The 3,440-nt window shown below is 39.3% G+C and carries 4 protein-coding genes; all 4 read left to right on the top strand.

The window, feature by feature from the left end; translation table 11 throughout:
* Positions 1-694: IS30-like element ISMae39 family transposase (locus O9290_RS13695; RefSeq protein WP_288087161.1), on the top strand; the 694-nt coding region annotated here is incomplete at its 5' end.
* 114 nt (positions 695-808) lie between these two features.
* Positions 809-2,185, top strand: coding sequence for a tetratricopeptide repeat protein (locus tag O9290_RS13690; RefSeq protein WP_288087158.1), 1,377 nt, complete (start codon positions 809-811; stop codon positions 2,183-2,185).
* 352 nt (positions 2,186-2,537) lie between these two features.
* The gene (locus O9290_RS13685; protein ID WP_002760064.1) at positions 2,538-2,783 is read left to right on the top strand and encodes a UPF0175 family protein; all 246 of its coding nucleotides are present in this window, start codon (positions 2,538-2,540) and stop codon (positions 2,781-2,783) included.
* Positions 2,780-3,256, top strand: a complete 477-nt coding sequence (locus O9290_RS13680) for a PIN domain-containing protein (protein WP_002760063.1) — start codon at positions 2,780-2,782, stop codon at positions 3,254-3,256. Before O9290_RS13685 ends, O9290_RS13680 begins: the two co-directional genes overlap by 4 nt.
* Positions 3,257-3,440 lie beyond the last annotated feature (184 nt).

The following is a 3,440-nucleotide window of genomic DNA, read 5'->3' as shown; positions in this document are numbered from 1 at the left end:
AGGTCGTCTGAAAAGAGCCAGTCAAGAATCTCTCAGTCACGAAACCATCTATCAAATGATCTATCAGAACTATCACGGATGTGGAGAGTACCAGAAATATTTACGCCGGGGGCTTTGTCAAAGAAAGAGTCGAGGCGGAGCAAAAAGTAAGCGTGGAGGGATTCCAGGGCGTGTAGATATCAGCGAGCGACCAGCAATTGCTGACCAGAAAACCGAGATCGGTCATTGGGAAAGTGACACGATGATTGGAGGAAATCATCTAGGAGTTCTCGTTACCCATGTAGACAAGGCCTCGAAATTTCTAGTAGCAGGATTAGCCAAAAACAAAACCGCATCGGAAATCAATAGAGTCACAGAAAAACTTTTTCAAGAGATTCACCCTGACAAAAGAAAAACCTTTACTTGTGACAACGGCAAAGAATTTTGTGGACATCAAGAGTTGAGTCAGAAATTGGGAGCAGATTTTTATTTTGCTACTCCTTATCATTCTTGGGAGAGGGGATTAAACGAGCATACTAATGGACTATTAAGACAATTTTTTCCCAAGGGAACGAATTTTAAAATTGTTAAGCCAGAGCAGGTGGAAATAGCCGTAAACTTGATTAACAATCGTCCTCGAAAATGTCTTGACTATCGTACCCCGAATGAGGTATTCTATAAAGGTAGATCAGACAGTGATGCAATTCAGACTTGAATTGGCCAATTATTAACCAAAATTGTTGGTACTGCTAAAGTTGAGCAAGAAAAAGCTTTAGTAGAACAGATTTGTCACGAAATTTTAGGACGCTTAACCTTAGCAGTGGAGTTAGTGGGGGAATATTTAGCGAAAAATCGTCATTTAAAGTTTAGCCATTTACGCGATAAATTAAATTTAGCTCATACTGCTTTAACCAAGGAAAGAAACCACAGAGATTATGGACATTTAGGGGTAGCAGCCGCAATTAAAATCAGTTGGGATGATTTAAGTTTTGCTGTTCAAAAAGTGGCAATGCTGTTGAGTTTATTCGCACCGGTGGCTATTGCTTGGACGTTGCTAGAAGATACGGCAAAATCCACGGAAATTACCGAAAGCGAACTAGAAGAAGCGCGGGGACAATTGGATAATTCTCATCTGATGCAACCCGTGGATGAGGACTATTCTTTTTATCGGATTCATCCCCTCGTGAGAGAATTTTTTCAACGGCAATTACAGGAAATTCCTGAGAAAAATTCTCTTTATCGATGCGCTTTTGTGGAAACTTTGTTAACCATTGCCGAAAATATCCCGCAAACCCCCACAAGGGAGATTATTGCAGCGGTAACTCCCGCAATTCCCCATCTGCAACTTGTCAGTCAAACCATGTTAGATGATATTCCCAACCCGGAAGATAATTTAATTCAGGTGTTTCTTGGGTTAGCTTTGTTTTATAAGGGACAGGGAGAATATGATTTAGCAGCAGTTACCTTAACAAAATGTTGTGAAGAAATCCAATCTCGCTTAGGAGAAAACCATCCAATTGTTGCTGACATTCTCAATAATTTAGCAGTGTTATATGAATTCCAAGGCAGATACGCAGAAGGAGAACTGTTGTGTAAGCACTCCCTTTCTCTGATAAAACAGCGATTAGGAGAAAAGAATCTCGATTTTGCTATTAGGCTCGATAATTTAGCGGGATTATACTGCTGTCAAGGCAAATACGCAGAAGCAGAATCGTTGTATAAGCACTCCCGTTCTCTGATAAAACAGCTATTAGGAGAAAACAACCTCTATTTTGCTAACATTCTCAATAATTTAGCAGAATTATACCTCAGCCAAGGCAGATACGCAGAAGCGGAACCCTTATGTAAGAGATGCCTTTCTCTGATAGAACAGCTATTAGGAGAAAACAATCTCTATTTTGCTACCAGTCTCAATAATTTAGCGGGATTATACTGCTCCCAAGGCAGATACGCAGAAGCGGAACCCTTGTATAAGCGCTCCCTTTCTCTGATAGAACAGCTATTAGGAGAAAACAATCTCGATTTTGCTAACAGTCTCAATAATTTAGCACTATTATACAAATACCAAGGCAGATACGCAGAAGCGGAACCGTTGTATGTGAGAGCTATTGCTATTTATCAAGAAAGATTACGAGAAAATCATCCCGATACCCAAAAAGTAAGGCAAAATTTTATGATTCTGTTGTCGCGATTATCCGATGAATAATTACAGCAAAGATTCCCCGATGAGATAGTTAATCTCTTAAAAAGTATCAGGTAGGTAAAAAAATATATATCTCCTTCCCCGGTTTTACTGGGGAGCGCTCAGTTTCCGGGAGATCCTAACCAAGCTTCTCAATCTTCTAGTTCAGAAAAATCGAATAAAGCTGCTGCCTTCCTTTAAATACGCGCAAACACGCACACTACAATAGTCCTATAGTCCTACTGCCAGTATGAAGCCATCTCAGGGGTTTGGGATTGTTTCGGATGGATGCTAATGGAACATTTTGCTAATATGGAATTGGATCAGAAGTGAAAGTTAACTGTTAATCGGAATGTTATTGTTCAGGAGAAAAATCATGAGTCTTACTATCTCTGATGAAATTTTATCCCTAACTCGGATGTCAGAATCTGAGCTAAAACAAGAAATTGCCATCATGCTTTTTCAAAAGGAAAAGCTGACGCTTGGACAGGCTAGTAATTTAGCAGAAATGAATCAATTTCAATTTCAAAGTTTACTAGCAAGTCGCCAAATTCCTCTTCATTACGACCTTGAAGACTTAGATGCTGATGTCAAGACCTTAGGCAAACTAGGCAGATTATGATAGTGGTTAGTAATACCTCACCCATTAACAATTTAGCATCTGTCAATCAGCTAAATTTACTACAGCAACTCTACGAAAGCATCATTATTCCTGAAGCCGTTTATCGAGAACTGACTACCGTTCCCGTCGCCGGAAGTCAAGAAGTTCAAACCTTGTCTTGGTTCAAAAAACAAAATATAACCAATACAAAACTTGTCGAAAATCTTAATCTTGAAGTCGATAGAGGGGAGGCGGAAGCAATTACTCTTGCTCTTGAAATAAACGCCGAACTTCTGTTAATAGATGAACGTCTAGGTAGAATTGTTGCTTCACGTCTAGGGATTGAGTTTACCGGAGTATTAGGAGTTTTACTTGAAGCTAAAAGTAAGGGGTTAATTGCTCAAGTTAAACCATTACTTGACCATTTGCGTATTTCTGGATTTTGGATGAGAGAGCAACTGTATAATCAGGTTTTAAATCTAGCTAATGAATAAAATGCGCTCTCATACTAAATCTGGTTATTAAAAACTGATTATTTAGGGCTTGCTGAATAAATCTAAAAACCTTGTTGGATAAGACTTTTAGACTTTTTTTCCCTCAAAAAGTGCCAGCCATTGCGGGGATCGGGGGCAAAATTCAGGTACTTTTTCCCTGAAAATTAGGCAACTGACTACCTCA

Origin of the sequence: Microcystis sp. LE19-41.2A (genome assembly GCF_027530405.1) — a bacterium.
GTDB classification, from domain to species: domain Bacteria; phylum Cyanobacteriota; class Cyanobacteriia; order Cyanobacteriales; family Microcystaceae; genus Microcystis; species Microcystis aeruginosa.
Note: the sequence above shows the minus strand (reverse complement) of the source record. Positions and strands in the feature narration are given on the sequence as shown.